Below are 26,964 nucleotides of genomic sequence, written 5' to 3' on the forward strand. Positions count from 1 at the left end.
CTTCCTGCCTGATCCTGTGTGGTTAACCACTCACAAAGATGGCCCGAAGTCGGCGGGGCTGTGCGCCCCGCCCTGTGGGCACCCGTGCGGGCGCGGCGGCCGGGTCAGTAGTGCCTGATGCCGGCCGACAGCGCCCTGGTCCAGGGGGCGTCCACCTCTTCGGCACCCATGGAGACGATGAGATGGCACAGCATGCCCAGCGCGAAGAACTCCTGCACCTGGGCGTCGGTCCCGCCGGACGCTCCGCGCACGTACTCGACCAGCCGGGCGTAGCCCCGCCGGACCGCCTCGCGCACAGCGGGCTCCGAGACGGCCGCCGCCTGGGCGTGGAGCTGGATCAGCATCAGGTCGTTATTGGTGATCAGCTTGGCGTAGGCGTCCCCCATCGCCTTCAGGACCGCCTCCGGGGAACTGCCCCCGGCGTCGGCGGCACCCCGCTCCAGACTGGCCCGCACCTGTACGAAGCAGTGCTCCACCACCGCCGTGAACAGCAGCTCCTTGTTCGGGAACAGGCGGTAGACGTAGGCCTGCGAAATGCCGGCCGCCTTCGCCACCTCGGTGGTGGTGGTGCCCCAGTAGCCGCGGGCGGCGAAGGCGCCGATGGCGGTGCGCAGCACCGTCTCCCGGCGTTCATCGGCGGTGGACAACTGGCGGGGGCGTTCGCTCTTCATGTGAGTACTCAACCACTCACACTTTTCCCTGTCAACGCAAGCGCTCACTTCCGAGCGGAACTGCCGCAGGCGCATGTGCGAGTTCGACGACCCCCGCTCCCCCGCCTTGGCGGGCGCGCAGCTGCCCGCCCTCGACGAGTCGAACGCGGACAGCGCCGAGCTGGCGTACCTGCACGACTGAAGCGCTACCGGGGCGCCTCCTGGCGGGACCGGCCGGCCGGGCCGCCGCTGTAGGCCACGACTGCCGGGCGGCGCGGGGCGGCTCAGCCGGTCGCCGCTGCCCGGTAGGGGCGGAAGAACGCGCGCAGTTCCTCGGCGTACAGCTCGGGCTCTTCGAAGGCGGCGAAGTGCCCGCCGCGCGCGGGCTCGGTGACGCGCACGACGTTCGCCGTGCGCCGGAGCCAGGCCCGGGGCGGGCGGACGACGTCACCGCGGAAGAGCGAGAAGCCGGACGGTACTTCGACCCGGCGGGCATACTGGGCGGGAGGGATCGCGGCGTTCGCGCGGTACATCCGCATCGAGGAGCCGATGGTTGCGGTGAGCCAGTAGAGGGTGACGTTCGTGAGGACCTCGTCCTTCGTGAAGGACCGCTCGATGTCGCCGCCGCAGTCGCTCCAGGCCCGCAGCTTCTCCACGATCCACGCGGCGAGTCCGGCCGGCGAGTCGGTGAGCCCGACGCCCGCGGTCTGGGGTTTCGTACGGTGCATGGCCGCATAGGCGCCCTCACCCGCGCCCCAGTCGGCGGCGGCTTCGAGCCAGGCGCGCTCCTCGGGCGCGAGGTCCGCCGGGTCGCCGGTGAAGACGGGCACGCCCGCGTCCGTACGGTGGACGGCCACGACCCGGTCGGGGTGGTCGAGCGCGAGGTAGCGGCTGACGTGGCTGCCGAGGTCACCGCCCGCCGCGCCGAACCGCTCGTAGCCGAGGACCGCCATCAGTTCGGCCCACAGTCCCGCGACGGCGATGGAGTCGGGCGACGGGCCGGTGGGGCGGTCGGAGTACCCGTAACCCGGCAGGTCCGGAACGACCACGTCGAACGCGTCGGCGGGGTCGGCGCCGTGCGCGGCCGGGTCGGTGAGCAGCGGGATGACCTTCGAGTAGCGCCAGAACGAGTCCGGCCATCCGTGGCCGAGGACCAAGGGCAGGGCAGGCCCGGCCGGGGCGGCGGCCCGGGCGTGGACGAAGTGGGTTCCGAGGCCGCCGAGGGTGACGCGGAAGTGCGGGAGCCGGGCCAGTGCCGCCTCCTGCGCCGGCCAGTCGAACCCGTCCGCCCAGTAGGCGACGAGTTCGCGGAGGTAGCCGAGGTCGGTCCCGAGCGACCATCCGGCGTCCTCGGGCGCGTCCGGCCAGCGCGTGGCGCGCAGCCGTGCGCGGAGGTCGTCGAGCGCCCCGGGCTCGGTCGACGGGGTGAACGGCTCGACGTGGGGCGGTGCGTCCGGCATGAGGGGCATGCTAACGCCGCGGGCAGCAGCGGCGGTTCACGCCGTGCGGCAACACGCGGACGGCCCGGTGGAACGGATGCCGGCGGGCCGGTCAGCAGGGGGTCGAGGGGCCCTTCTGCCGGGTGAGGTTGTCGTTGGACATCCAGCCCGTGGTGTTCGTGCCGTCGATGCGGACGTAAGTCCATTTGTTCCCGTGGGCGTTGACGATGTAGCAGTGGTACCAGAGCTTCGTGCCGGACTTGGCCAGGCCGACGGCCGGGCACGTCTGGTAGGGACCGGTCTCCAGGTGGTAGTCGCCTGCCATGTAGCCGTAGCTGCCCGGGGTCGCGTCCTTGTGGCTCCAGCCGTCACAGCTCGTCGGTACGGGGCTGGGCCGCGCCGCCGACGCGCTCGGGCTCGCCCCGCGGGCCGTGCCCGAGGGCGTGGGCCTGGCCGACCGCGGGCCGCCGGAGCCCCGGGAAGGGGACGACCCGGGAGTCTTCGGGGACGGCCGGCCGCTGCTCGCCGAGGGGACGGCCGGGGGCAGGGCCGTCGGCGCCCGGCCGCCCTTCCCACCGCCGTGTCCGCCGGTGAGGGCGTACGCGACGCCGCCCGCGGCGAGTACGGCGACGGCCGCGCCCGCCGCGACGAGGGTACGTCCGCGTCCGCGCGCGGGACCGGCCGGCGAAGGCCCCGGCGGCGGGGGCAGCGGCGGCCCGGCGACCGGGGCGTAGCCGGGGTGTGCGGGCCGCTGGTACGGGTGGTGGACGGGCACGGGACCGAGGCCTGCCGTCGGAGCGGGACCGAAGCCGGGCGCGGGGGCAGCCGGTGCCACGGCGGGCGGCTGCGTCGGAGCCGCCGCGGGCACCGGCGGCGGGCCGGCCCCCGCCGGGCCGCTCGCGGCGAGCTCCGCCAGCATCGCGCGCGCCCGGTCGGCCGTCGGCCGGTCGGCGGGGTCCTTCGCCATGAGCGCCCGCAGTACGGGCCCGAGCGGTCCGGCCCGGCGGGGCTCGGGCAGCGGTTCGGCGACGATCGCCGACAGGGTGGACCACACGGAGGTGCGGCGGAACGGCGACGTGCCCTCCACGGCCGCGTACAGGGTCATCCCGAGCGACCAGATGTCGGAGGCGGGGCCGGGCTCCTTCCCCTGGGCCCGCTCGGGCGGCAGGTAGTCCAGCGAGCCGACGAGTTCACCGCTGCGGGTGAGCTTGGCGAGGGCCTCGTCGCCGGGGCCGTCCATGGTGGCGATGCCGAAGTCGGTCAGCACCACCCGGCCGCCGCGCTCCAGCAGCACGTTGCCCGGCTTCACGTCCCGGTGCAGGACCCCCGCGCGGTGCGCGGCGTCGAGGGCGTCCGTCAGTTTGGCGCCGATCGCCGCCGCCTCGTGCGGCTCCAGGGTGCCGCGTTCGGTCAGGACGTCGTCGAGGGAAGGGCCCTCCACCAGCTCCATCACGATGACCGGCAGGCCCTGGTGCGAGGTCACGTCGTGCACGGTGACCACACCGTCGTGCCGGATCCGGGCGGCGGCCTGCGCCTCCCGCTGCATCCGGGCGCGCAGATCGGCGAGTTCGGGCCCGCCGGCGTCGGTGTAGGCCCGTAGCACCTTGACGGCGACCTCGCGGTTGAGGAGCGTGTCGTGGGCCCGGGCGACCACTCCCATTCCGCCGCGGCCGATCATCGCCGTCACCCGGTAGCGCCCCCCGAGTGTCCTGCCGACCAGTTCATCGTTCGTCTCCCCCGTCGGCACCGCACGCTCCGTTTCGTAACCGCTCGTCAATCAGCCCGCTGGCGGCACCAGAGTAGAGGCATGATCACGACGGCCGCCCGGGAGGGCGCGGGCGCGGCCGGCGCTCGGTGCGCCCGCCGCGCCCGCCTGACCGGAGGGCGCCGACAACCGGCGCAGGCCGGGCCCCGCCGTTCCCGCGCCCGCCCGGCGGACCGCGGGCGGGCGGGGTGGCGCGATCGGTGGATCAGACGATGCCCTCGGCGATCTCCGCCTGTTCGCGGGCGTTCCCGTAAGCGGCCGGGGTCCCGTAGGAGCGCCGGGCGACGGACCACCACACGCTGGCGAGGACCAGTACGACGGCCAGGGCGATCACCGCGTAGTTCATCGAGTCGACGGTGACCGGGGACTTCTGCGGCAGGCAGAACAGGACGGTGACGACGGCCACCCACACCACGGCGATCCAGCCGATCGGCCTGCTCCACCGGCCCAGGCTCCACGGACCCGGCTGGAACCGCATGCCGGCGCGCAGCCGCAGGTAGATCGGGATGGCGTAGGCGGGGGTGATGCCGATGACGTTGATGGCGGTCACGGCCCCGTAGGCGGTGGCGGAGTAGAGCGACGGCAGCGCGAGCACGCCCGCGACGACGACCGAGAGCCAGACCGCCGGGACCGGCGTCTGGGTGCGGCCGCTGACCTTGCGCCACAGCGCCGAGCCGGGGAGCGCGTTGTCCCGGCTGAACGCGAAGACCATCCGGCTCGCCGCGGCCACCTCGGCGTTGCCGCAGAAGAGCTGCGCGACGATGACGACGAGGAGCAGGGCGGTGGCGCCGCCGGAGCCCAGGGAGTCGAGGAAGATCTGGGCGGGCGGGACGCCGGTGACGCTGCCCTGGACGGCCGCGTAGTCCTGGATGGCGAAGGTGAGTCCGGCGAGCAGGGCGAATCCGGCGATCCAGGAGACCCAGATGGCCCGGACGATGCCCCTGGCGGCGGAGACCGAGGCGTTCGAGGTCTCCTCCGAGAGGTGCGCCGAGGCGTCGTACCCGGAGAAGGTGTACTGGGCGAGCAGCAGACCGACCGCCGCCACGTAGAACGGGTTGGCCCAGCCGGTGTCGTTGACGAACTCGGTGAAGACGAACGAGGGCGACTGGTGGTGGTCGGGGACGATGGCGAGGGCGCCGACGATCAGCGCGACGCCGCCCAGGTGCCACCAGACGCTGACGGAGTTGAGGACGCTGACGAGGCGGACGCCGAACAGGTTGAGCGCGGCGTGCAGCAGCAGGATGCCCAGGAAGATCAGGAACGTCGATCCGGAGGTGGGCACGAAGCCGAACTGGAGGTTGAGGAAGGCGCCGGTGAACAGGGCGGCGCCGTAGTCGATCCCGGCGATGGCGCCGAGCAGGCCGAGCAGGTTCAGCCAGCCCGTGTACCAGCCCCAGCGGCGTCCGCCGAGCCGGTCGGCCATGTAGTAGAGCGCCCCGGAGGTGGGGTAGGCGCTGGTCACCTCGGCCAGGGCGAGACCCACGCAGAGCACGAAGAGGCCGACGCCGACCCAGCCCCACAGCATCACGGCCGGACCGCCGGTGCCGAGCCCGAAGCCGTACAGGGTCATGCACCCGGAGAGGACGGATATGACCGAGAAGCTGATGGCGAAGTTGCCGAAGCCGCCCATCCGGCGGGCGAGGACGGGCTGGTAGCCGAGTTCTCTGAGCCGTTCCTCCTCGTCCTGCGGGCGTGGGGCATTGTGGCCCTGGCGGGCTGCCCATGCGGTTCGGGACATGGTGGTACCTCCGGGTGGGTGGTGGGGCACGGGGACGGTGAGCGGGTGGCGCGGGCCGGGCAGGATCAGTCCCGGCCGGCCAGGCTGCGGGACCTGGCCTGCAGGAACACCTCCTCGGCCAGCGCCTGGTCGGCCGGGGCACGGGTCCGGTAGGCCCATGGCAGGGGCGTCCAGTACGGGCCGATCGCATCGAAGACGCGGGCCGCGTCGTCGAACTGGAGGGCTCCCCAGAGGGCGTGGGCGAGGTGGTTCAGATCGAGCGGGGAGGCCTGCCGCGGATCGGCGCTGCGGAACCACCGGTCCAGGGCGTGGCCGGCATCACGGACGGACTCCTCGGCGACCCAGTGCAGGTCGAGGGCCCGCTCCTGGCCGCCTTCGCGGCGGTAGCGCTCCACCCGTACGTAGAGCGGCAGGACGTGCGCGGCGGAGCCGGGCGGGGCGGAACCGGCCGCCCAATGCACGAAGTTGGCGGCCTCGGAGAGGGGTCCGGGGTTGCCCGCGTACAGGAACTGCAGCATCCGGTGGTACGCCTCGCGGTTGTGCGGGTCGCGCTTGTCGGCCTCGGCGAGGATGCCCCAGGGGCCCGGGGGCAGCATCGGGCCGGGCGGCGCGAGCCGGTGCTCGTCCATCCGGCGCTGCTCGTCGAGGGGAGCGAGGGCGAGCAGGCAGACCCAGGGCACGGGGTCGGCGGGGCTGAGGGCGGCGGTGTCCCGGCAGGCGCTCCAGGCCTCCTGCCACAGTTCGTGGGTGCGGGGGTGCCCGGCGCGGTGGGCGCGGACGGCCCGTTCGACGGCGACGCGGGTGTGCATCACGGTCGCGGCGACACTGTGCGGTTCCTCGCTGCGCCACGCCGGGACCACGTCGGATCCGGCGGCGACCGCGGCGAGGACCTGGGTGCGCTGGGTCCACAGGCCCCAGCCGTCGGTCCGTTCCAGCAGGCGCGCCATCGAGACCCAGCGGCCGGTGCGCAGGTCCTGGACGGCGGCGCGCAGCTCGTTGTCGTGGCCGGCGGGGTGGTAGACGGGCCGGAAGTCGCCGGCCGCCATCACCTCGTCCCGGTCGACGGGCAGCCCGGACGGGCGCGTCCTGCGGTGGTCGTGGTCATCAGTCCTCGGATCGCGTAGAGAGTGGGTCCGTCCGGCGTTCGGCTGCCGCGCTGCAACCGTGCCGTGCCGGGGATGCGCGGAGCCGTCGGTAACCCCGCTCCCGACCCCTGGCGTTGACCCGCGGTCGGCGTCCTTCCCGTTGATCGGCGATCACTATAGGGCGCTGGACGGTTACGCATCCAGATTCTTGTTCGAACGCAAGTAACCGGCCATGAAGGACATATGACTTTGCGTCACTGACGTCGGCTGCGGCCCCGGGGATCTTGACGGGTGACGCCCGCTGGTAGAGGCTTCCGGGCGACGATCAAGAAGCCGACACCAGGGACGGAGCGGTGATGACGGGCCCGGTGCTCGCTGTCGACCAGGGCACCTCGGGAACCAAAGCCCTCGTCGTCTGTCCGGTACGCGGGGTCATCGGATCCGGTTCCGCGCGCGTACGGCCCCGGTACCTGCCGGGCGGACGGGTGGAGGTCGACCCGCGTGAGCTGCTGGACTCGGTCGTGGGCGCCGGGCGGGCGGCGCTGGCCGCGGCCGGTGAGCCGGTCGCCGCCGTGGGCCTGGCCAACCAGGGCGAGACGGTGCTGGCCTGGGACCCGGCGAGCGGTGCGCCGCTGACCGACGCGATCGTCTGGCAGGACCGGCGCGCCGAACCCCTCTGCACCGAACTGGCGCCCCATGCAAAGCTGTTGCGGCAGACGACCGGCCTGCCGCTCGACCCCTATTTCGCCGCGCCCAAGATGGCCTGGATACGCCGTCACCTGACCCGGGACGGCGTCGTCACGACCAGCGACGCGTGGCTGGTGCACCGGCTCACCGGGGCGTTCGTGACCGACGCGGCGACGGCGGGCCGCACCCAGTTGCTCGACCTCGACACCGTGGGCTGGTCCCCGGCGGCGCTCGACGCCTTCGGCTTCACGGACGAGCGGCTGCCGGAGATCGTCGACGCGGACACCCGGGTCGGCGTCACGACCGCCTTCGGGCCCGCGCTGCCGCTGACCGGGCTGCTCGTCGACCAGCAGGCGGCACTGCTCGCCCAGCGCGCCCTGGCGCCGGGCACCGCCAAGTGCACGTACGGCACGGGCGCGTTCCTGCTCGCGCAGACCGGCCCGCTCCCCCGCCGGAGTGCCTCCGGGCTGGTCGGCTGCGTGGCCTGGCGGCTCGCCGGGCGGACCAGCTACTGCCTGGACGGACAGGTGTACACGGCCGCCTCCGCCGTGCGCTGGCTGACCGAGCTCGGCGTGATCTCCGGCGCCGAGGACCTCGACACCGTCGGCGGCAGCGTCCAGGACGCGGGCGGCGTCACCTTCGTCCCCGCACTCGCCGGGCTCGCCGCCCCGTGGTGGCGGGGCGAGGCGCGGGGCTCGGTCACCGGACTCTCCCTCGCCACCACGGCCGGACACCTGGTGCACGCCCTGTGCGACGGCATCGCCGCCCAGGTGGCGGAGCTCGCGGACGCGGTCGCCGCCGATCTGGGCGCGCCGCTCACCACCCTGCGGGTGGACGGCGGTCTGACCCGGTCGGCGCTGCTCATGCAGGCCCAGGCGGACCTGCTCCAGATCCCCGTCGAGGTGTCGGCGCTGCCGGACGCCACCGCGCTCGGCGTCGGTGCGGTCGCCCGGCTGGGGCTCGATCCCGCGCTCACCGTCCAGGAGGCGGTGCCGCGGTGGCAGCCGTCCGCCGTCTACGAGCCGAGGGCGGGCGCCGGGCAGGCCGCGGAGCGCCGCGCCCGGTTCCGCGCGGCGGTCTCGGCCCTGCTCGACGGGCCGGCATGACCGCCGGCGATCCCGGCACCCCGGCCGGGGCCCGGATGGCCGCCACCGGCCGCGGTGCCCTGACCGGAGGCCCCGCATGAGCATCACCAGCGGAGGCCCCGCATGAGCGTCACCACCGGCGGCCCGCTGCCCGGGCACACGTACGACGTGGCGGTCATCGGCGCCGGGGTGGTGGGCTCGGCCATCGCCCGCGAACTCGCCCGGCTCCCGCTGCGGATCGCCCTGGTCGAGGCCTCCGACGACGTCGGCGACGGCACGTCGAAGGCCAACACCGCCATCCTGCACACCGGATTCGACGCGGTACCCGGCTCCCTGGAGTCCCGGCTCGTCCGGGAGGGGCAGCGCCGGCTCGCCGCGTACGCCGCCGAGAGCGGCATCCCGGTGGAGCCGCTCGGGGCGCTCCTCGTGGCCTGGGACCAGGAACAGCTGGCGGCGCTGCCGGGCCTCGCCGACAAGGCCGTACGCAACGGCTACCGCGCGGCCCGGATCATCCCCGCCGAAGAGGTACGGGCCCGGGAACCGGAACTCGGGCCCGGGGTGCTGGGGGCGCTCGACGTGCCGGGCGAGTCCGTCATCTGCCCCTGGACGACCACGCTGGCGTACGCCACGCAGGCGGTCCGCGCCGGCACCGACCTCCACCTCAACTGCCGGGTGGAGTCCGTCGCTCCGGGCGACCCGCACGCCCTGGGCACCAGCCGGGGCCCGCTGCGCAGCCGCCACCTGGTCAACGCGGCGGGCCTGTACGCCGACGAGATCGACCGGCTCCTCGGCCGCGCGGACTTCTCCGTGACGCCCCGGCGGGGCCAGCTGATCGTCTTCGACGAACTCGCCCGTCCCCTGGTACGGCACATCCTGCTGCCGGTGCCCGGTGCGCTCGGCAAGGGCGTACTGGTGACACCGACGGTGTACGGGAACGTGCTGCTCGGGCCGACCGCCGAAGACCTCGACGACAAGACGGCCACGGGATCGACCGCCGAAGGGCTCGCGCTGCTGCGGGAGAAGGGCCGGCGGATCCTGCCTGCGCTCCTGGAGGAGGAGGTCACCGCCGTGTACGCCGGACTGCGGGCCGCCACCGGGTCCGAGGACTACGCCATCCGGGCCCATTCCGCACAGCGGTACGTCACCGTGGGCGGGATCCGCTCGACGGGCCTGACCGCGTCGATGGCGATCGCCGCCCACGTGGTGGAACTGCTCGCGGACGGCGGCCTGCCGGTGACGGGCGCACGGGAGCCGGAGCCGGTGCGGATGCCCAACCTGGGCGAGGCGTTCCCCCGGCCGTACCGGGACGCGGAGCTGATCGCCTCGGACCCGGAGTACGGCCGGATCGTCTGCCACTGCGAGCGGGTGACGCGCGGGGAGATCCGCGACGCCCTCGCCGGGACCGTACCGCCCGGCTCGCTGGACGGCCTGCGGCGGCGCACGCGGGCGCGGGCCGGCCGCTGCCAGGGCTTCCACTGCGGCGCCGCAGTCCGCGCGCTGTTCGAGGGGGCCCGCCGGTGAACCGTACGGTCGACGTCCTGGTGGTCGGCGCCGGACCCGCCGGGCTGGCCGTCGCCGCCCGCCTCGCCGGGGCGGGCGCGGGGCGGGTCGAGGTCGTGGAGCGCGAGCAGGAGGCGGGAGGCGTACCGCGCCACTGCCACCACGGCGGGTTCGGCCGGCCGCCCCGCCCCTGGCTGCGCGGACCGGAGTACGCACGGCGGGCCGCGGAGGCCGCGGCCGGGGCCGGGGCCGCGGTCCGTACGGGGGTCACCGCCACCGGCTGGGCCGGGCCCCTGGTGCTGGAGACCACGAGCCCGGCGGGCCTGGAGCGGATCACGGCCGGGGCCGTCGTCCTCGCCACGGGCGCCCGGGAGCGCCCGCGCAGTGCCCGGCTGGTGCCGGGCTCGCGACCGGCGGGTGTGCTGACCACCGGGGAGTTGCAGCAGGCGGTCCACCTGTACGGGCAGCCGGTCGGCCGGCGGGCCGTGGTGGTGGGCGCCGAGCCGGTGGCCCGGCACGCGGTGCGCACCCTGCGCCGGGCTGGTGCGGAGGTGGTGGCGGTGGTCACCGAGCGCCCGCGCGGCGCCGCCGTGCCGGGGGTGTCGCTGCTCACGTCGACGACGGTGGGCGAACTGCGCGGCCGGGGCCGCCTGTCCGGGGTGGCCGTACGACACGAGGACGGCCGGTCGGGTGTGCTCGCCTGCGACACGGTGGTCTTCACCGGCGACTGGATCCCCGACCACGAGCTGGCCCGCCGCGGCGGCATCGGACTGGACGCGGGCACCCGCGGCCCCTGCGTGGACGCCTCGTTCCGTACGTCGGCTCCGGGTGTCTTCGCGGTCGGCAACGCCCTGCACGGTGTCGAGAGCGCGGCCACCGCGGCCGCGGAGGGCGCCGCCGCGGCGACCGGGGTACTGGCCCGCCTGTCGGGGGCCCCGTGGCCGGAGTGCGGCCCGCCGCTGGTGGTGCGGTCGCCACTGGTGTGGGTGACCCCGAACCGGGTCAGCGGCCGCGCGGGGCGGCCGTTGCTGCTGCGCTCCGGAGAACCGCTGACGGCCCCGGTGGTGGCGGTGGCCCAGGACGGCCGGCCGCTGTGGCGCCGGCGCTTCCCGGGCCGGGTCTCACCAGCACGCTCCCTGCGGCTGCCCCCGGAGTGGACGGCCCGGGTCGACCTCGCGGGCGGTCCGGTGACGGTGCGACTCGCCTGACGGCGAGCCAGGTGGGGCCCACGGCCCCAGTACGATCGGGCGGCGGGCCGACGACGCTGGGTTCCGGGAAGGGCACGGCATGAGCGACGATCACCCGACGGACCGGCGGATGCCCGACGAGGGTCATCCCCACGAGCTCACCTACATGGCCTGGCCCGGCCGGGAGGTCTGGGGCCCGCAGGTGGGCGCTGTCCGGGCCGACATCGCCGGGATCGCCCGGGCGGTCGCCGAGTTCGAGCCCGTCGTGCTGCTGGCCGGCGGTGCGGACGCGAAGGAGGCCCGCAGGGCGTGCGGGGCAGGGGTCGAGGTCGTACCGATCACGGTGGACGACCTGTGGATCCGGGACACCGGACCCACCTTCACCCTGGGACCGCAGGGCCGGGCCGGGGTCGACCTCAACTTCAACGGCTGGGGCGGCAAACAGGCGCACGGCCGCGACCGTGACGTGGCCCGCGCCGTTCTGGCGGACCAGGGCATCGAGCGGATCGAGGCGCCGGTCACCGGCGAGGGCGGCGCGATCGAGGTGGACGGCGCGGGCACCCTGCTCGCGACCGGGAGTTCGTGGGTCAACGCCAACCGGAATCCCGGCATGACCCGTGCCGACATCGAGCGGGCCCTGCGGGACCTGTTCGGTGTCTCCCGGGTGATCTGGGTCGACGGCGTCGCGGGCCAGGACATCACGGACTGCCACATCGACGCCCTGGCACGGTTCGCCCGGCCGGGTGTCGTGGTCATCGGCACACCGGACGGGGCGGCCCCGCCGGACGTGTGGACCCGGGCCCATGCCGGAGCCCCACGACCTGCGCGGCCGCGGCCCGGAATTCCTCGCGAGCTACGTCAACTACTACGTCACCAACGGCGGCGTGATCCTGCCGCGCTTCGGTGACGAACGGGCGGACGCGAACGCCGCGTCGGTCGTCCGGGACCTCTACCCGGGCCGCGAGGTGAGGCAGGTGCCGGTCGACGCACTGGCCGAGGGCGGGGGCGGCATCCACTGCGCGACGCGGCAACTGCCCTTTCCCACTTGACAGTCAGGGGCACCTCCCCGCCAACCACCCGTACTCGTTGGCCTATCATCTGTTCGATTCTCACCGTCCGTGCCGTCGCAGAGGTGCGGGCGGTGGTTCTTGACGAGAGGCAACGAACACTTGCGATTGACAGTCAAGCACCGGATATCCATCCTCGCGGTGGCGGCAGCCGCCGCCGCGATCGCCGGAAGTGTGCAGCTCACCTCCAGCGCGTTCGGCACCGAGCCCACCGATGACGCCTCGCCGGAGGCGGTGAGCTCCCCGGCGGCGCTGCCGGCCGTGGCGGACGTCGACGCCCACGCGGAGGACTCCGGCGTCTACGGCAGCGACAGCACGGCCTTCAAGGGCGGCGTCCTGTCGCTCGGCGCGCCGGCCGCCCGGTCCGCGGCGGCGTCGGCCGTGGCCGCCGCACCCGCGCCGCCCCAGGGCGACGGGTGGAAGCTGAGCGGCGCGACCAAGTGGCTGCAGACCGGCTACACCATCAAGTTCTACGACCAGAAGTCCGCCGACTGGCTGGCCCCGTACGTCCAGGCCACCGCCGCGGACCTGCGCCGGATCACCAACATGCCGGTCACCGTCGACACGAAGCCGGTCGGCTGGGACTACGCCCGGCCCCGGGGCGAAGTGGTCATCGGCGTCGCCCACCGCCCGTGCTTGCCCCCGGACGGCGACAGCATGGGCAGCACGGGCTGGAAGGTGGTCCGTGACGGCTCCGGCATGGCGAACCTCAGCTGCGGCTTCACCAGTTCCTCCCTGCCCGAGACGGCGACCAGCGGGCACGCCTACATCGACGACGAGTTCTTCACCCCGGCCGGCAAGCCCACCGCCGCGATGGGTGAAACGTACATGCGCAACCACATCAGCCATGAGATCGGGCACACGCTGGGCCTGACGCACGCCAATCGCAGCACGAACAAGAGCGACTGCGTCAAGGGCACCGACTCCGGGGAGTTCCCGGTCATGTGCTCGCCCGCGTACGCGTACCAGGACAAGCGCGCCGGCAACTACGTCCAGCAGTTCGACGTCCAGGGCCTGCGCCTCCTCGCCTCCGGAGGCGGCGCCGTGCTGCCGCCGCAGGGCAAGGTGACCGGCATCGGCTCCAAGTGCCTGGACGTCAAGGGCGGAAAGGCGGCCAACGGCACGCAGATCCAGCTCTACACCTGCAACGGTTCCGCGGCGCAGTCGTGGATCCTCGGCAAGGACGGAACGCTGCGGGCACTGGGCAAGTGCCTGGACGACGCCCGCAACGCGAGCACCGACGGCAACAAGATCAGCCTCTACGACTGCAACGGCACGGCGGCGCAGCGCTGGTCGGTCAACGCCAAGGGGCAGATCGTCCACGTGGCGTCGGGCAAGGTCCTCGACGTGACCGGCGGCTCCACCGCCAACGGCACCGCCGTGCAGCTCTACTCGGCGAACACGAACAAGCGCCAGGTCTGGGTCACGCCGAAGTAGCCCCGGGCCGCCGCCGGAACGGGCGGGCCGCCCACGCCGAACGGCAGCCCCGGCCACCGCGCGCAGCGGTGGCCGGGGTCCGGGGGCGACGCGGCAGAGGACGGCGGATGGCCGGAGGTTGCCTTGCCGGGGGCCGGCGGCGGGTGACAGCGTGGGCGGCAGCGCGCGTACCGCACCTTTCCCCGCCCGGCCGAGCGCCGGGTGCGAGCCCCGAAGGGGGCGTGACATGCCGCCCCACTTTCCCGCCCCACCCCGCCCCGTCCTGCGCAGCTCCTGCCCGTACGGCACCTGGGACGTCCTGCGGGCGCTGCCCCATCCCCTGCTGCGGCCGGGAGTGCGGGGGTACCGGGGCTACCGGATGGCCCTGGAACACGGCCGCCGCAGGCTGGAGGTACCGGACGCCTGCGCCTCGCTGGTGTTCAACCTGGCCGGCCCCGTCTGGGTGACCCTGGGCACCGATCGGGACGCGGCCCCCCGTCCGTACACGGCGCTGCTCTCCGGCCTCCAGACCCGGCCCACGGTCGGTGAGCACGCGGGCCGGGTGGAGGGCGTGGAGGCGCTGCTCGCCCCGTGGGCCGCCTTCGGCCTGCTCGGGGTCCCGATGAGCGACCTCACCGACACGATGGCCGTACCGGCCGACGTACTCGGCCGCCGGGCCGAGCTGCTGGCGGAGGCGCTGCACGCCAGCTCCGGCTGGGCCGACCGCTTCACCCTGCTGGACGATGCCCTGCTCGGCTGGGCCGGGGGGACGGGGACCGGCCCGTCGCAGGCGCTGCGCGGAGCCTGGCGGGAACTGGCTCGCAGCCGGGGGTCCCTGCCGGTCAACGCCCTGGCCCGGCGGACCGGGTGGAGCGTCCGGCGGGTGGAGTACCTGTTCCGGGAACAGGTCGGGCTCACCCCCAAGACGGCCGCCCGCGTGCTGCGCTTCCAGCACGCGCTGCGGCTCGTCAACAGCGGCGGACAGCCGCTCGGGGACGTGGCCGCCACGTGCGGGTTCAGCGACCAGTCCCACATGAACCGGGAGTTCAAGGCGATGAGCGGGCGTTCACCGCGCCGGTTCCTCGCCGAGCGCCGCGCGGCGCTGCCCGGGCCGCCACGCCCCGACCGGGTCGCCGGTCAGGTGACCAGCGTCGTACTGCCGGGGCGGTGACGGGTACCGGAACGGGAACGGATCAGTCGATCTTGATGGAGCTGACCCGGTTGTCCCAGCCGCTGCGCATCGAGTCCTCCTGGTGGTTGGGGCCGGTGTTGCCCGGGTACCAGTAGCCGCCGCCGTTCGCGTTCTCGGCCAGGTGCGCCGTGCACGCGCCGGTCCAGTAGGAGGACGTGGAGTTGTCGAAGCCGTAGGCGGAGAGGTTCTGCCAGTAGCCGCGGTCGTAGAACTTCAGGTCGCGGCCGCCCTTGCTGGTGTACTGGTAGAGGTCGAGCGGTGTGGCGCAGGCGGCCAGCACCTGCTGCGTGGAGGCAGTGGCGCGTAACTGCTTCGCGCGCGCCTCTTGCTGCGCGGGGGTGCGGAAGCATTCCACCGCGCCACGCGTCTGCCACACCATGCAGACCGTGGCGTCGCCCCAGTCGCCGGACAGGTCCAGGGTGCGGCCCTCGAACCGGGCGAACCGGGCCGTGGCGTCCGGGGCGGCGGAGGCGGCGGCCTGGGCGGGTGCGGCGACGAGGGTGGAGCCGCATACGGCCGCGGCGGCCAGAGCGGCTGCTGCACTGCGCTTGACGAACATGGACGGAGTCCCTTCTGCGGATCTCCCGGCACTCGCCGGGACCCCCTCATCCTGGGACGGCGCCGACTCCCGTTCTAGAACAAACGCGCACGGCCCCCGACCCCCGGCCCCGGCGCCGCATCGGCGCCGGGCCCGCGGGCCCACGTACGGTCAGCCGTCGCCGCCGGCCGCCCGGCTGCGCTGGCGCAGGGAGATCCGGTTGCCGTCCGGGTCCACCGCCTCTATGCGGATTCCGAAGCCGTAGTCCTCCGGTTCGGCCCGATCGAACTCCACACCGCGGGCGCGCAGCGCCTCGAAGTCCTTGCGGAGGTCGTCGGATTCGAGGAAGAGCGGGCCGGGCGTGCCGCCGGCCTGCACCTCGGCCGGCCGGCCCGCGGCCGCGGGGTGCGGCCAGAGGATGATCTCCCGGGCATCCCCGGCGACACCGACGGTGAGGAAGCGTCCTTCCGGGCCCGCGTGGTCGACGCGCTTCTCCAGGCCGAGTTGCTCCGTGTAGAACCGCAGCGCGCGGTCCTGGTCGGTGACGTAGAGCGTCACGTACGTGATGTTCGTCAGCATCGTGTTGTCCTGTCCGTTCTTCGGTCGAACGGCTCCCGCGCCGGGGGCCGTACTGCTCCAGCACCTCACTGACGCAACGCGACCGGCGGATGTGACGCGGTGGCGGAAGGACTTTCCGCGGCGCTCAGGCCGTCAGGGCCTCCTCGCCGCCGTCGGACTCCGCCGCGCACGCCGCGACCAGGGCGTCCAGTGACAGGTCCAGCGCGTGGGCCAGCGCCGCCACGGTGAAGAAGGCCGGGGTCGGGGCCCGGCCGGTCTCGATCTTGCGGAGGGTTTCCGCGGACACCCCGGCGGCTGCCGCCACCTCCACCATGCTCCGTTCGCCACGGGCCAGACGGAGGAGGGCGCCGAAGCGCTCTCCGCGCTGCCGCTCCTGCGGACTCAAAGGGACTCTCACCATGGACGTGATACTAATACCGGTATAAGTATTGGGGAGCACCGCACCCCTGGAGTGACGAAACATGGTGGAGATCAAGACCGACACGGAACTGGAGGCGATGCGGGAAGCCGGGCGCGTCGTGGCCAACGCCCTCGCGGCGGCCCGGGCGGCGGCAGCCGTCGGGGTACGCCTGAGCGAGCTCGACGAGGCCGCCCGCGCGGCCCTGACCACGGCGGGGGCGCGCTCGCCGTTCCTCGGCTACCGGCCCTCCTTCGCCCCCGTCCCGTTCCCCGCCGTCATCTGCGCTTCGGTCAACGACGCCATCGTGCACGGCATCCCCGACGGCTACCGGCTGCGCGACGGCGACCTGGTGAGCATCGACTGCAGTGCCGAACTCGACGGCTGGACCGGCGACGCCGCGATCAGCTTCACCGTCGGCACCGCCCGGCCGGCCGACCTGGAACTCATCGCCGCCACCCGGCGGGCCCTTGGCGCGGGCATCGCCGCCGCCTGCGCCGGACAGCGCGTCGGCGACTTCTCCCATGCCAGCGGCACCGTCGCGCGCGACGCGCGGTGCGGCATACCGGCCGACTTCGGCGGCCACGGGACCCGGTCGCGGCACACCGTCGCCATCACCCACGACCGCCCCCGCATCCGCACCCTCCCCTGACCGACCGGGGCCGGGGGCCGGGGCGCCCGGCACCCCGGCGGCGGCTCGGGTCGGTCAGGGCCGCGTCCCGGTGAGGACGCCGACCTTGTCGATCCGGTGCTCCGGATTGTCGTGCGCGTCCCGCCAGGTGTTGCCCGCCGCGTCGTCCTCCGGCGTGGCACAGGTGGACACGGTGATCATCGCGCGGGACGGCGAGGTGCCGCTGGAGCCCGGAACGGCGGCGCGCTGCTCTTCCATCGAGGCGGACGACCGGAAGGACGTCGTCCGGGTGGCGCCGATGACGTACTCGTACGTCACACCGCCCGCGGTGACGAACACGGACGCGCCCGCGGGCAGCGACGGAAGGTCGCGCATCGGCCCCCCTGCGGCGACGCGGTGGCCGGTGACGATGTAGTTCCCCACGTCGCCCGGACCGACGCCGCCGCCGGGCCCGTAAGGGCTCGCGGCCACGCCCTGGTCCTGGATCCGGGTACCCGGGGCGTCATCGGGGCTGCCCTGGTAGGGGACGACGGGCAGCCCGGAGATGCCGATGGCCGGTATCGACAGCGTGGCGCTCTGGATGGCGGTGACGGCCGCGGCGGGCGCCGCATCGGATCCGGGCCCGGCCGCGAGGGCGCCGGGAGCCGTCAGCAGGACGGCGAGGGAGACGCCGGCGAGCGCCGACGGCAGGCTGCGCGAAGAGCGGAAGAGACGTGGAGACATGGCGTGTCCAAGGTCTGCCGGGGATCGTTCGGTCCAGCCGTCCGGTCGGCCCTTCCAGCCTGGCACAGGGCCGACGGCGCGGCAGCCCGGCGCAGGGGACGCCGCCATGGGGAGTCCGCCGCGAGTGGTGGGGTGGGGGAGGGTGCGGAGGCGGCGGTGAGTGGCCGGAAAGCGCCGGTGGGACGGCGTAGAAAGGGACCGGATCAGGGCGTTCCGGCTCTCGTGCCGGACGGACGGAGGAAGGGTGGTCCACCGCAGTCCACCGCATCACCGCCTGAGCGGAACCGGACCCCGGAGGCCCCATGGACCCCACCCCGTCCCTTCCCCAACCACCCTTCTCCCGCGAGGACTTCGCGGCCGGACTGACCCGGCTGCGGGAGCAGGCCGACCTCACCGTCCGGGCCGTCGCCGCACGTGTCGACGCACCGGGCGCCCACAGCACCATCGGCGGCTGGTTCGCCGGCCAGAACCTGCCGTCGATCGGCTCCCTGCCCCTGTTCCGCCGGGTACTGCAGGTATGCGGGGTGAGCGACGCGGCCGAAATCGATCGCTGGCTGGAACGACTCGCGGAGCTGCGGCGCTCGCGGGTCCTGCGCGTCGCGGGAGGCGCCTCCCCCTACCGGGGTCTCGCGGGCTTCGAGGAACGGCACGCCGACTGGTTCTTCGGCCGGGAGCGACTGCGGGCGGTCGTGGTGGACCGGATCCTCTCGGAGGGGGCCGACGTACCCCAACTGCTCGTCGGCGCCTCCGGATCCGGCAAGTCCTCCCTGCTGCGGGCCGGGGTGCTGCCCGCCCTCCGGGGTGAGCACGGCTGCACGCCGCTGCTACTGGTTCCCGGCCGCCACCCGATGCGCGCGCTGGCGGCCGCCGTCACCGCACAGTGGGCGCAGGAGCAGCGGGTCCCGGCGCACGATCCGCTCGAACTGGCCGCTCAGCTCCAGGCGTTGGCCGGACGCGAAGCCGGGCGCATCGTCGTGGCGGTCGACCAGCTGGAGGAGGTGTTCACCGCGTGCGCCGACCCGGCCGAACGGGAGCGGTTCCTGCGGTGCCTGGCCGCCCTCCCCTCCCCCGGCGTACGGGTCGCGGGGTGCCTGCGCGCCGACTTCTACGGCCAGGCCCTCGCCCAGCGCCCCCTCGCGGCAGCCCTGCAGAACGGCCAGACCGTCGTGGGAGCGCTCAGCGAGGACGAGATCCGCGCGGTGGTGGCCGGCCCGGCCGCCAAGGCCGGTCTCGCCCTGGACGAGGGGTTCATCGACGTCCTCCTCGCCGACCTCCGCGACTGCGGCCCCGGGGCGCTGCCGCTGCTGTCGCACGCGCTGCTGTCGACCTGGGAGCGCGGGCGCGGCGCCGCCCTGAGGATCGCCGACTACCGGGCGGGCGGCGGGATGTCCGCAGCCGTCTCCGGCACCGCGGAAGAGGTGTACGCCGGTCTGTCCGAGGCCGAGTCCGTACTCGCGCGGCAGCTGTTCCTGCGGATGGTCGCGGTGGGCGACGGCGTGCCCGACACCCGCAGGGTGCTGCCGCTGCCCCCGCCCGCGGGCCGTGCCGACGGGGCCGGGCAGGTGTACGCGGTGCTGGAGCGCTTCGTCGACCGGCGGCTGGTCACGCTCGACGGCGACGGAGCCAGGATCACCCACGAGGCGCTGCTCACCGCCTGGCCGCGGCTGCGCGGCTGGATCGACACGGACCGGGCCGGGCAGATGGTGTGGCAGGACCTGACGCGTGACGCGGACCGCTGGCTCGCGCACGGCCGCGATCCCTCGCTGCTCTACCGGGACACCCGGCTGGCCGTCGCCTCCGGTTGGGCGCGGGACAGCGGACACGCCCCGGAACTGGACGCACGGGAAAGCGGGTTCCTCGACGCGAGCCGGCTGGCGCAGGAGCTCCGGGTCCGCCGTGAGCGGCGCGGGGCCCGCCGGCTGCGCCGGCTCCTGGTGCTGCTCTCGGTGCTGGTCGTCCTTTCGGGCCTGCTGACCGGTGTCGCCGTGGTCCAGCGCCGGGATGCGGAGAGACAGCAGGCCGTGGCCCTGTCCCGGCTGGTGGCCGCGCGCGCCGAGCGGCTGCGCGGCAGCGATCTCGCCCTCGCCGCGCAACTCGGCCTGGTGGCGTACCGTACGGCGCCGACCGCCGAGGCCAGGGCGGCGCTGATGGACGCCTCCGCGCTGCCGGCGGTGACCCGGATCCTGGCGTTCCGGGGCGTCGTCCAGGCGGTGGCCCTCAGCCCGGACGGACACACCCTCGCCGCGGGCGGCCTGGACCACCAGGTCGCGCTGTGGGACCTGCGCGATCCACTGCGGCCCAGGCCGCTGGGGGCGGCGCCGGTCACGTTCGCCGACACCGTCTACGCGCTGGCGTTCAGCCCGGACGGCCGACGGCTGGCCGCCGGGTCCGGGGACGGGACCGTACGGGTGTGGGAGCCGTCGGGCCCTGATCCGGCGGCGGCCGGAGCCCGGGCACGGGTGTTGCGGGGGCCGGACTCGGCCGTGTACGGGGTCGCGTTCGCGCCCGACGGCAGGACGCTGGCCGCGGCGGGCGCCGACGGCGGCGTATACGTGTGGGCGGATACGGCGGCCCCCGGCGCCGGGGGAGGTTCCGCGGCCGAAGGGGGTTCCGGGCAGGCCGCCGCCGGGGGCCGGCGGCTCGGCGGGTTCACCGGGGCGGTGCACGCCGTCGCGTTCCGGCCGGGCGGGGGCGCGGCCCTGCTGGCCGCGGGGGGCGTGGACGGCTCCGTACGGCTGTGGGACCTGGCCGATCCCGGCCGGCCGCTCGGGTACGGGCAGCCGCTGACCGGAGCGGCCGGCCCGGTGTTCGCCCTGGCCTTCACGGCCGACGGCGCCCGGCTCGCCGCCGGGAGCCAGGACCGGTCCACCCGGGAGTGGGCCGTACCCGCGCCGGGCTCCGCCCCGGAGCCGCCCGCGGTGACCGGCGGGGCCCCGGCCGCTCCCGACGGCCCCGCCAGTTACGTCAACGCGGTCGCCTACAGCGCCGACGGGCAGTGGCTGGCGACCGGCAGCGCGGACAACCAGGTGCGCCTGTACGACGCGCGGACGCGGAGCCTGGCCGGAGTGTTCCCGCACCCGGGACCGGTCACCTCGCTCGCGTTCCATCCCGGCGGGCGGCAGTTGGTGACGGGCGCCGCCGACGGGACCGTACGGCTCTGGCAGCTGCCCGCCCGCCCGCTGCGCGGCTTCCAGGGCACGGTCAACGCGATCGGCTTCGCGCCGGACGGGAAGCTGCTCGCCGTCGCGGGGCGGGAGGTACAGCTGTGGGACGTCTCCGATCCCTGGGCCCCGCGCCCCGTCGGGGCGCCCCTGGCGAATCCGACGGGGTACTCGGCGACGGTCTCCTTCACCCCGGACGGCCGCACCCTGGCCGTGGGCGGCCGGGAGGGCAAATTATGGCTGTGGGACGTCTCCCGCCCGGACCGGGCCGCGCCCTACGGGGAACCGCTGGCCGGGGGCGCCGGAACCATCCAGTCCGCCGCCTTCGACCGGACCGGGCGGATCCTGGCCGTGGGCAGCGAGGGGCGGACCGTACGTCTGTGGGACACGGCCGACCCGGCGCACCCGGCACTCTCGGCCGAACTGCCGGAGCCGACGAACTACGTGTACGCGGTGGCGTTCAGCCCGGACGGCCGGCGGCTCGCCGCCGGCACCGTCGACAAGCAGGTGCTGCTCTGGCGGCTGCCTCCGGCCGGCGGCCGGCCGGCGCTGGAGTCCACCCTGCGGGGGCCGGGGAGCTACGTGATGTCCGTCGCGTTCAGTCCGGACGGCCGCACCCTCGCCGCGGGCAGCGCGGACCGCGACGTGTGGCTCTGGGACGTCAGCGGGGACCGGCCGCGCACCGCCGGGCCGCCGCTGACGGGTCCGAGCAGCTACGTGTACGCCCTGTCGTTCAGCCCGCAGGGCGGGACGCTCGCCGCCGGCAGTACCGACGGCACGGTGTGGCTGTGGGACACGGCCGACATCCGGCGGCCGCGGCCGCGCGCCGTGCTGAGCGGGCTCGGCGGGAAGGCGTACGCCGTCGCCTACGGCCCGGACGGGCGCTCCCTCGCCGCGGGCGGCGCGGGCCCGGCCGCGCTGCTGTGGTCCCGCGACGAGGAGGAGATCGCCCGGCGCCTGTGCGAGCGGGCCGGGACGGTCATCACGGCCCAGGAGTGGGCGCAGCTCGTCCCGGGTCTGCCGTACGCGCCGCCGTGCCGGTGAACGGGCGCTGCCCGGCAGGCTGTACGGAGTTGTACGGACCGCCGTACGGGCCTGGTCGACCTGCGGCTCCGCCCTTCCGCCGGTCGCCGTCGGGATGGCTCTCTGGTGGGGCGCCGCCGGATCCGCCGGGGCGCCGCACACCCCAGTGGGTCTTCCGAGGGAGAACGACCATGCGCATGACGACCACCACTCTGCGGTCCCGGGCCGGACTGGCCGCCGCCGCGGCAGCCGTCGCCCTGACCGGTCTGCTCGCCGGCGCCGGCGGCGCCGACGCGGCCGGCAGCTACATCTCGTCGAACAGCGGCGGGGCGAACGAGCGCACCTGCGCCGACACCGGGTGCGGTTCGCTCGGCTACCTGTCCAACGGGACGGGCGTGACGATGCTGTGCTGGCTGGACAGCCAGTGGGTGTACCCGCCGAGCTCCAACTACGCCTCCAACCGGTGGTTCCGCGTCTCCAGCTACCTGGGGACCGGCTACGTCCACTCGTCCCTGGTGGGGGGCCAGACCAGCGTCGGCCACTGCTGACGGGCCCGCGCGGCTCCCGGCCCCCGGTTCCCAGCTCCTGGGAGCCGGGGGCCGGCGGCGTGGGCGCGGGGAGCGCGGTGCTCCGCCCCCCGTCGGCCGCCGCTTGTGCCGCTACCGGTCCGTCGAGGGGTTCTCCGCCGTCTCCAGGGCCTGGGCGGCGATGGTGATCGCCTCTTCGTCGCGGCCCGCCGACTTCGCCGCCCGGGCCTGGCTCAGGGACACGCGGAGCAGTTCCGTGGTGTGTTCCGGCAGCGAGCCGGACGCCACGATGTCCTCCAGTTTCCGGATGGTGTCTGCGGCCAGGTCGTCGGGCATCGCGCGGCCTCTCCCTCGTCGTGGATCAACGTCGTCGATGAAGCGCTTGCGACGGTGCCACGGCGTGGCGGGCGGGACAAGGCGACGCGGAGCCGAACCACTCTCCCGCGTGATCCGCAGATGGCCTCCCCGGCCCGGAGCCGGCCCTCCCAGCTGCGGGTTTAAGGTCGCCGGTGCTTGCCTTTGCGAAGACTTTAGCAGGAGGGGCCCCTTTCGGTTTGCGTGGAGCAACCAACTACTTCTACGGTTGCCTAGAGCAACGAAATGGAGGCGTGATGGCCGAGCAGGCGCAGTACGAGGAACTGGCCCGCGAGCTCAGCGCCATCGGTGCCGTCAAGCGGGACATGGGGCGGATCCTGCCGCACGACTGTCCCGCCGGGTCCGCCGCCGTCCTGACCCTGCTCGGCCGGCACGGCGGCATGCGGATGAGCCGGCTCGCCGAACTGCTCTCGGTCGACACCTCCGTCACCAGCCGGCACGTCGCGCACGTCGCCGAGCGCGGCTGGATAGCACGGCTGCCCGACCCGGACGACGGGCGCTCCCGCATTTTGCGCCTCACCGCAGCGGGGCAGGAGCAGCTCGACGAGCTCTCCCGGCGCACGTCGCGGCTCCTCGCCGACCGGTTGAGCGACTGGTCCGACGAGGAGGTCGGCGGGCTGATCCGGCTGATGACCCGGCTGCGCACGAGCTTCGGAGACTGCCGCGCGACCGGGCGGCTCCCGTACCCGGACGAACCGACCACCCGTACACCCGCATAAGAACGTAAGGAAGCGCATGGCAACGACCACACCAGCCGGTGTGCGGGCCTCTCACGCCAAGCACGGCGGCAGCGGCGGCCACGACGGCGCCCCGATGACCCACCGGCAGATCATGGAGGCGCTCTCCGGGCTGCTGCTCGGCATGTTCGTCGCGATCCTGTCGTCGACGATCGTCTCCAACGCCCTCCCCCACATCATCGGCGACCTCGGCGGCGGCCAGTCCGCCTACACCTGGGTCGTCACGGCCGCCCTGCTGTCCATGACGGCGGCGACCCCCCTGTGGGGCAAGCTCTCCGACCTGTACAGCAAGAAGGCGCTGGTCCAGATAGCGCTGGTCATCTACGTACTGGGCTCGGCCGTCGCCGGCATGTCGCAGAACGCCGGCATGCTCATCGCCTGCCGCGTGGTCCAGGGCATCGGCGTCGGCGGCCTGTCCGCCCTCGCCCAGATCGTGATGGCGGCGATGATCTCCCCGCGCGAGCGCGGCCGCTACAGCGGCTACCTCGGCGCGACCTTTGCAGTCGCCACCGTCGGCGGCCCGCTGCTCGGCGGTGTCATCACCGACACCGACTGGCTGGGCTGGCGCTGGTGCTTCTACGTCGGCGTGCCCTTCGCGATCATCGCGCTGATCGTGCTCCAGAAGACCCTCCACCTGCCCGTCGTCAAGCGCGAGGTCAAGGTCGACTGGGGCGGTGCGTTCTTCATCTCCGCCGCCGTGTCGCTGCTCCTGCTCTGGGTCACCTTCGCCGGTGACAAGTACGACTGGGTTTCGTGGCAGACGTACGCGATGGTCGGCGGCTCCATCGTCCTCGGCGCGCTCTTCGTCCTCGTCGAGTCCAAGGCGAGCGAGCCGATCATCCCGCTGCGGCTGTTCCGCAACCGCACCATCGCGCTGTCGTCGATCGCGTCGCTCTTCGTCGGCGTGGCGATGTTCACCGGTACCGTCTTCTTCAGCCAGTACTTCCAGCTCGCCCGCGACAAGTCCCCGACCATGTCCGGCGTGATGACGATCCCGATGATCGCCGGCCTGTTCGTCTCCTCCACCGTCTCGGGGCAGGTCATCACCAAGACCGGCCGGTGGAAGGCGTGGCTGCTGTGCGGTGGCGTCCTGGTGACGGCGGGCCTCGGTCTGCTCGGCACGATCCGCTACGACACGGTGTACTGGCACATCGCGGTCTTCATGGCGCTGCTGGGACTGGGCATCGGCATGATGATGCAGAACCTGGTCCTGTGCACGCAGAACCAGGTGGCGCCGTCCGACCTCGGATCGGCCAGCTCCACGGTGACGTTCTTCCGCTCCCTCGGCGGTGCGATCGGGGTCTCCGCGCTCGGCGCGATCATGGCCAACCGGATCACCCACTACGCCAAGGACGGGCTCGCCACCCTCGACCCGAAGTACGCGGCCGCCGCGGCGCAGTCGGGCTCCGGCGGCAGCATCCCGGACATGAACAGCCTGCCCGGCCCGCTGCGCACCGTGATGGAGAGCGCGTACGGCCACGGCATCGCGGACGTGTTCCTGATCGCCGCGCCGCTGGCGCTGATCGCCTTCCTCGTCACGCTCTTCATCAAGGAGGTGCCGCTGCGGACGTCGGGCGGCCTGGCGCAGGCCTCGCAGGCCGAAGCCGAAGCCGGCCCCCAGGCCGACGCGGACGCCGGAGTCCTGGTCCCGGCGGGCGCCCCCGAGCGGGCCGTCGCCGAGGCCGGGTCCGCCCCTCAGGTGCCGCGGCAGCTGGCCGCCGTGGCCACCGCGGGTGACGGCGGGTCCGGTTCCCGGCCCGAGGGCATTGCGGTACGCGGCCACGTGCGCGGCGCCGAGAGCACGCCCGTGCAGCGGGCGGCGGTGACGCTGATCTCGCTGGCGGGACGCCAGCTGGGCCGGTCGGTCGCGCAGGCCGACGGCTCGTACGCGCTCGACGCGCCCGGCAGCGGCTCGTACGTACTGATCGCGGCCGCCGACGGGTTCCAGCCGCAGGCCTCGACGATCGTGGTGAACGGTGAGCCGGTCGTCTACGACATCCTGCTGAGCGGGACGAGCGGCCTGAGCGGTGTCGTACGGGCCGCCGAAACCGGGGCCCCGGTCGAGGACGCCATGGTCATCGTCACCGACGTGCGCGGGGACGTACTGGCCACCGGAACCACCGACGGGCAGGGCGGGTTCACCTTCGCCGAGCTGGTGCCGGGCTCCGTGACCATAGCGGTGAACGCCGCCGGGCGCCGCCCGAAGGCCCTGCACGTGGAGGTCGGCGGCGCGGGCGTGACCCGGGTCGAGGTCGAGCTGAGCTCCGGTGCGCAGGTCCAGGGCGTCGTCCGGGCGCCGGGCGGACCGCTCGGCGACGCCCGCGTCACGCTGGTCGACGCGGCGGGCAACGTGGTCGCCACCGCTCGGACCGGCGCAGACGGGGCGTACGCCTTCACCGACCTGGACGGCGGCGAGTACACCGTCATCGCGACGGGATACCCGCCGGTGGCCACGGCGCTGACCGTGAGCGGCCGCGGCGTCGACGGCCACGACATCGAACTCGCCCACCCCGGCGAGTAGACGGGCGCCGGCCCGTGGCGCGCGCCCCGCAGCGGGGGCGCCCCGCGGGCCGGTCCGCTTTCAGCTGACTCGAAGCTTTCGCAGGGAGAAAACGGGATGGGACTCACCGCACGGATCCGCACGCGCGACGGATGGGCCGTGTCGCACGCGGTCGTCACGGTGACGGACATGACGGGCACCCAGGTCGTACGCGCCGAGGCCGACGGCGAGGGCGCCGTGCGCGACGCGACCGCGCTGGCCCCGGGGGCGTACACGGTCATAGTCACCGCGGTCGGATACGCGCCCACCGCGTCGAGCACCATCGTCACGGCCAGCGGGCGCGCCGAGGTCGGCAGTGTGGTCCTGGCCCGTCAGGGCGGCGCCGAGCTGCCGCCGCCCGGGCCGTGGACGATCGATCCGGCGCACTCGTCGGTGGCCGCCGTCGCCCAGCACCTGGGGATCTCCAGCGTGCACGGCCGGTTCACCGAGTTCGCGGGCCGGATCGAGATCGCCGCGCAGGAGGTGGCCGCGTCGCGGGTGGAGGCGGTGATCGACGCGGCGTCCATCGACACGGGCAACGGCATGCGCGACGGCCACCTCAGGTCGCCGGACTTCCTGGACGTGGCGGCGTACCCGCGGATCACCTACCGCTCCACGGGCCTGACCCCGGCCGGCCCCGACCGCTGGACGGTGCACGGCGACCTGACGCTGCGCGGCGTCGTCCGCCCCGTCGACCTGGACCTGGCCTACCTGGGTACCGGCGCCGACCCCTGGGGCGGCACGCGCGCCGCGTTCCGCGCCACCGCCGAACTCCACCGCGAGGACTTCGCGATGAACTACAACCAGGTCGTCCAGGCGGGGATCGCCGCCATCGGCGCGACGCTGAAGGTGGAGCTGGACATCCAGGCCGTGCAGGGCGACGCGCTGCCGCAGGCGTAGGCCCGGTCCCGCGGCGCGGCTGA

Annotated in this window: 22 protein-coding genes and 1 pseudogene; 13 read left to right on the top strand and 10 right to left on the bottom strand. The window is 74.3% G+C overall.

From position 1 onward, the window contains the following. Positions 1–104 precede the first annotated feature (104 nt). The 5 genes from ACZ4M3_RS18140 to ACZ4M3_RS18160 all read right to left on the bottom strand — a co-directional run bounded on the left by ACZ4M3_RS18140 (position 105) and on the right by ACZ4M3_RS18160 (position 6,638). Complete coding sequence (locus ACZ4M3_RS18140) at positions 105–671, bottom strand: TetR/AcrR family transcriptional regulator (protein WP_467733701.1); 567 nt, start codon at positions 669–671, stop codon at positions 105–107. A gap of 263 nt (positions 672–934) precedes the next feature. Continuing rightward, positions 935–2,110, bottom strand: a complete 1,176-nt coding sequence (locus tag ACZ4M3_RS18145) for an epoxide hydrolase family protein (RefSeq protein WP_467733703.1) — start codon at positions 2,108–2,110, stop codon at positions 935–937. A gap of 91 nt (positions 2,111–2,201) precedes the next feature. Continuing rightward, the gene (locus tag ACZ4M3_RS18150; RefSeq protein ID WP_467733705.1) at positions 2,202–3,836 is read right to left on the bottom strand and encodes a serine/threonine-protein kinase; all 1,635 of its coding nucleotides are present in this window, start codon (positions 3,834–3,836) and stop codon (positions 2,202–2,204) included. 223 nt (positions 3,837–4,059) lie between these two features. Next, positions 4,060–5,592 carry an amino acid permease gene (locus tag ACZ4M3_RS18155; RefSeq protein WP_467733707.1) on the bottom strand — a complete coding sequence of 511 codons (1,533 nt, stop codon included), beginning with the start codon at positions 5,590–5,592 and terminating at the stop codon, positions 4,060–4,062. Positions 5,593–5,657: 65 nt separating this feature from the next. Further along, positions 5,658–6,638: a hypothetical protein gene (locus tag ACZ4M3_RS18160; RefSeq protein ID WP_467733709.1), complete on the bottom strand. Its 981-nt coding sequence runs from the start codon at positions 6,636–6,638 to the stop codon at positions 5,658–5,660. Positions 6,639–7,033: 395 nt separating this feature from the next. Between ACZ4M3_RS18160 and ACZ4M3_RS18165 the strand changes: the two genes are divergently transcribed. The 7 genes from ACZ4M3_RS18165 to ACZ4M3_RS18195 all read left to right on the top strand — a co-directional run bounded on the left by ACZ4M3_RS18165 (position 7,034) and on the right by ACZ4M3_RS18195 (position 14,790). Further along, positions 7,034–8,470, top strand: a complete 1,437-nt coding sequence (locus tag ACZ4M3_RS18165; RefSeq protein ID WP_467733711.1) for an FGGY family carbohydrate kinase — start codon at positions 7,034–7,036, stop codon at positions 8,468–8,470. Between the two features lie 102 nt (positions 8,471–8,572). Then, the gene (locus tag ACZ4M3_RS18170; protein ID WP_467733713.1) at positions 8,573–9,970 is read left to right on the top strand and encodes an FAD-dependent oxidoreductase; all 1,398 of its coding nucleotides are present in this window, start codon (positions 8,573–8,575) and stop codon (positions 9,968–9,970) included. Continuing rightward, on the top strand, positions 9,967–11,157 hold the full coding sequence (locus ACZ4M3_RS18175) for an NAD(P)/FAD-dependent oxidoreductase (RefSeq protein ID WP_467733715.1): 1,191 nt from the start codon (positions 9,967–9,969) through the stop codon (positions 11,155–11,157). The genes ACZ4M3_RS18170 and ACZ4M3_RS18175 overlap by 4 nt, the downstream gene beginning before the upstream one ends. Positions 11,158–11,236: 79 nt before the next feature. Then, positions 11,237–12,043 carry an agmatine deiminase family protein gene (locus ACZ4M3_RS18180; RefSeq protein WP_467733717.1) on the top strand — a complete coding sequence of 269 codons (807 nt, stop codon included), beginning with the start codon at positions 11,237–11,239 and terminating at the stop codon, positions 12,041–12,043. Next, complete coding sequence (locus tag ACZ4M3_RS18185; RefSeq protein WP_467733719.1) at positions 11,940–12,185, top strand: agmatine deiminase family protein; 246 nt, start codon at positions 11,940–11,942, stop codon at positions 12,183–12,185. Before ACZ4M3_RS18180 ends, ACZ4M3_RS18185 begins: the two co-directional genes overlap by 104 nt. A gap of 126 nt (positions 12,186–12,311) precedes the next feature. Further along, positions 12,312–13,640, top strand: a complete 1,329-nt coding sequence (locus tag ACZ4M3_RS18190; protein WP_467733721.1) for a ricin-type beta-trefoil lectin domain protein — start codon at positions 12,312–12,314, stop codon at positions 13,638–13,640. 226 nt (positions 13,641–13,866) lie between these two features. Beyond that, the gene (locus ACZ4M3_RS18195) at positions 13,867–14,790 is read left to right on the top strand and encodes a helix-turn-helix domain-containing protein (protein ID WP_467733723.1); all 924 of its coding nucleotides are present in this window, start codon (positions 13,867–13,869) and stop codon (positions 14,788–14,790) included. A gap of 22 nt (positions 14,791–14,812) precedes the next feature. Here the strand turns inward: ACZ4M3_RS18195 and ACZ4M3_RS18200 are convergent, their stop codons facing one another. The 3 genes from ACZ4M3_RS18200 to ACZ4M3_RS18210 all read right to left on the bottom strand — a co-directional run bounded on the left by ACZ4M3_RS18200 (position 14,813) and on the right by ACZ4M3_RS18210 (position 16,328). Continuing rightward, the gene (locus tag ACZ4M3_RS18200) at positions 14,813–15,370 is read right to left on the bottom strand and encodes a hypothetical protein (protein ID WP_467733725.1); all 558 of its coding nucleotides are present in this window, start codon (positions 15,368–15,370) and stop codon (positions 14,813–14,815) included. 150 nt (positions 15,371–15,520) lie between these two features. Continuing rightward, positions 15,521–15,928, bottom strand: a complete 408-nt coding sequence (locus ACZ4M3_RS18205; RefSeq protein ID WP_467733727.1) for a VOC family protein — start codon at positions 15,926–15,928, stop codon at positions 15,521–15,523. Positions 15,929–16,052: 124 nt separating this feature from the next. Further along, entirely contained in the window at positions 16,053–16,328 is a 276-nt protein-coding gene (locus tag ACZ4M3_RS18210) for a helix-turn-helix domain-containing protein (RefSeq protein WP_467733729.1), read from the bottom strand. Between the two features lie 61 nt (positions 16,329–16,389). Here ACZ4M3_RS18210 and ACZ4M3_RS18215 point away from each other — a divergent pair. Continuing rightward, a pseudogene (locus tag ACZ4M3_RS18215) lies at positions 16,390–16,962 on the top strand (M24 family metallopeptidase); the annotation flags it as partial. Between the two features lie 69 nt (positions 16,963–17,031). Here ACZ4M3_RS18215 and ACZ4M3_RS18220 read toward each other — a convergent pair. Beyond that, a complete protein-coding gene (locus ACZ4M3_RS18220; RefSeq protein WP_467733731.1) occupies positions 17,032–17,679 on the bottom strand; it encodes a sortase domain-containing protein in 648 nt (215 codons plus the stop codon). Positions 17,680–17,981: 302 nt separating this feature from the next. Between ACZ4M3_RS18220 and ACZ4M3_RS18225 the strand changes: the two genes are divergently transcribed. Continuing rightward, positions 17,982–21,884: an nSTAND1 domain-containing NTPase gene (locus ACZ4M3_RS18225; protein WP_467733733.1), complete on the top strand. Its 3,903-nt coding sequence runs from the start codon at positions 17,982–17,984 to the stop codon at positions 21,882–21,884. A gap of 176 nt (positions 21,885–22,060) precedes the next feature. Then, complete coding sequence (locus tag ACZ4M3_RS18230; RefSeq protein ID WP_467733735.1) at positions 22,061–22,411, top strand: hypothetical protein; 351 nt, start codon at positions 22,061–22,063, stop codon at positions 22,409–22,411. A gap of 111 nt (positions 22,412–22,522) precedes the next feature. Here the strand turns inward: ACZ4M3_RS18230 and ACZ4M3_RS18235 are convergent, their stop codons facing one another. Further along, complete coding sequence (locus ACZ4M3_RS18235; protein ID WP_467733737.1) at positions 22,523–22,726, bottom strand: hypothetical protein; 204 nt, start codon at positions 22,724–22,726, stop codon at positions 22,523–22,525. A gap of 275 nt (positions 22,727–23,001) precedes the next feature. Here ACZ4M3_RS18235 and ACZ4M3_RS18240 point away from each other — a divergent pair, with 275 nt between their 5' ends. The 3 genes from ACZ4M3_RS18240 to ACZ4M3_RS18250 all read left to right on the top strand — a co-directional run bounded on the left by ACZ4M3_RS18240 (position 23,002) and on the right by ACZ4M3_RS18250 (position 26,941). Then, entirely contained in the window at positions 23,002–23,484 is a 483-nt protein-coding gene (locus tag ACZ4M3_RS18240) for a MarR family winged helix-turn-helix transcriptional regulator (RefSeq protein WP_467733739.1), read from the top strand. Positions 23,485–23,578: 94 nt separating this feature from the next. Then, positions 23,579–26,023: an MFS transporter gene (locus tag ACZ4M3_RS18245; RefSeq protein WP_467734018.1), complete on the top strand. Its 2,445-nt coding sequence runs from the start codon at positions 23,579–23,581 to the stop codon at positions 26,021–26,023. Positions 26,024–26,119: 96 nt separating this feature from the next. Then, entirely contained in the window at positions 26,120–26,941 is an 822-nt protein-coding gene (locus ACZ4M3_RS18250; protein ID WP_467733741.1) for a YceI family protein, read from the top strand. The last annotated feature ends 23 nt before the right edge of the window (positions 26,942–26,964 follow it).

The organism is Streptomyces sp. NPDC026522 (assembly GCF_055567555.1).

Excerpts from the sequence above, each read along its gene's own strand:
- ACZ4M3_RS18145 (WP_467733703.1), bottom strand. The coding sequence starts at position 2,110 with ATGCCGGACGCACCGCCCCACGTCGAGCCGTTCACCCCGTCGACCGAG.
- ACZ4M3_RS18165 (WP_467733711.1), top strand. The coding sequence starts at position 7,034 with ATGACGGGCCCGGTGCTCGCTGTCGACCAGGGCACCTCGGGAACCAAA.
- ACZ4M3_RS18170 (WP_467733713.1), top strand. The coding sequence starts at position 8,573 with ATGAGCGTCACCACCGGCGGCCCGCTGCCCGGGCACACGTACGACGTG.
- ACZ4M3_RS18235 (WP_467733737.1), bottom strand. The coding sequence starts at position 22,726 with ATGCCCGACGACCTGGCCGCAGACACCATCCGGAAACTGGAGGACATC.
- ACZ4M3_RS18160 (WP_467733709.1), bottom strand. The coding sequence starts at position 6,638 with ATGGCGGCCGGCGACTTCCGGCCCGTCTACCACCCCGCCGGCCACGAC.
- ACZ4M3_RS18250 (WP_467733741.1), top strand. The coding sequence starts at position 26,120 with ATGGGACTCACCGCACGGATCCGCACGCGCGACGGATGGGCCGTGTCG.
- ACZ4M3_RS18225 (WP_467733733.1), top strand. The coding sequence starts at position 17,982 with ATGGACCCCACCCCGTCCCTTCCCCAACCACCCTTCTCCCGCGAGGAC.
- ACZ4M3_RS18245 (WP_467734018.1), top strand. The coding sequence starts at position 23,579 with ATGACCCACCGGCAGATCATGGAGGCGCTCTCCGGGCTGCTGCTCGGC.
- ACZ4M3_RS18195 (WP_467733723.1), top strand. The coding sequence starts at position 13,867 with ATGCCGCCCCACTTTCCCGCCCCACCCCGCCCCGTCCTGCGCAGCTCC.
- ACZ4M3_RS18140 (WP_467733701.1), bottom strand. The coding sequence starts at position 671 with ATGAAGAGCGAACGCCCCCGCCAGTTGTCCACCGCCGATGAACGCCGG.
- ACZ4M3_RS18185 (WP_467733719.1), top strand. The coding sequence starts at position 11,940 with ATGCCGGAGCCCCACGACCTGCGCGGCCGCGGCCCGGAATTCCTCGCG.
- ACZ4M3_RS18210 (WP_467733729.1), bottom strand. The coding sequence starts at position 16,328 with ATGGTGAGAGTCCCTTTGAGTCCGCAGGAGCGGCAGCGCGGAGAGCGC.
- ACZ4M3_RS18240 (WP_467733739.1), top strand. The coding sequence starts at position 23,002 with ATGGCCGAGCAGGCGCAGTACGAGGAACTGGCCCGCGAGCTCAGCGCC.
- ACZ4M3_RS18180 (WP_467733717.1), top strand. The coding sequence starts at position 11,237 with ATGAGCGACGATCACCCGACGGACCGGCGGATGCCCGACGAGGGTCAT.
- ACZ4M3_RS18205 (WP_467733727.1), bottom strand. The coding sequence starts at position 15,928 with ATGCTGACGAACATCACGTACGTGACGCTCTACGTCACCGACCAGGAC.
- ACZ4M3_RS18220 (WP_467733731.1), bottom strand. The coding sequence starts at position 17,679 with ATGTCTCCACGTCTCTTCCGCTCTTCGCGCAGCCTGCCGTCGGCGCTC.
- ACZ4M3_RS18230 (WP_467733735.1), top strand. The coding sequence starts at position 22,061 with ATGACGACCACCACTCTGCGGTCCCGGGCCGGACTGGCCGCCGCCGCG.
- ACZ4M3_RS18200 (WP_467733725.1), bottom strand. The coding sequence starts at position 15,370 with ATGTTCGTCAAGCGCAGTGCAGCAGCCGCTCTGGCCGCCGCGGCCGTA.
- ACZ4M3_RS18155 (WP_467733707.1), bottom strand. The coding sequence starts at position 5,592 with ATGTCCCGAACCGCATGGGCAGCCCGCCAGGGCCACAATGCCCCACGC.